Here is a 370-nt window from a genome sequence, read left to right on the forward strand (position 1 = left end):
GTGTTCCAAGAGTAGTGTTATTATTTATTAGTCCCATATTATAGTAAATCCAATTAGTACGTTTATTTAATTCCTCTACTCCAGAAACAAATACACATTTAGAAAAATTCTTTTTTATTGACTCAATTCCATATATAAGTGAATTTATGGATGAGCATTGTCCTGTAGATAGGGTAGTATTAAATGCTCTAGCATTTAATTTTATAGCTAGTTGAGCAGAAGGAGCATTAGTTAAGGTGTTTGGCGCTTGCATAGGGCTAACATATTGTGGACCTTCTGTTAAAATAGTATAATCATACTCTGAAACAGACTGAACACCTGAAAAATTAGTGGCTACAGTAATACCTATATCTCTGTCAGCATAATAACC

The 370-nt window shown here is 32.2% G+C and carries 1 protein-coding gene; it reads right to left on the reverse strand.

Features of this window, described 5'->3' with window-relative positions:
• Positions 1–370 (reverse strand): beta-ketoacyl synthase N-terminal-like domain-containing protein (locus EII32_RS11795; RefSeq protein ID WP_199741449.1); only part of this gene is annotated, 370 nt, incomplete at both ends.

This window comes from Prevotella sp. OH937_COT-195 (assembly GCF_003932845.1).
Classification (GTDB): Bacteria; Bacteroidota; Bacteroidia; order Bacteroidales; family Bacteroidaceae; genus Prevotella.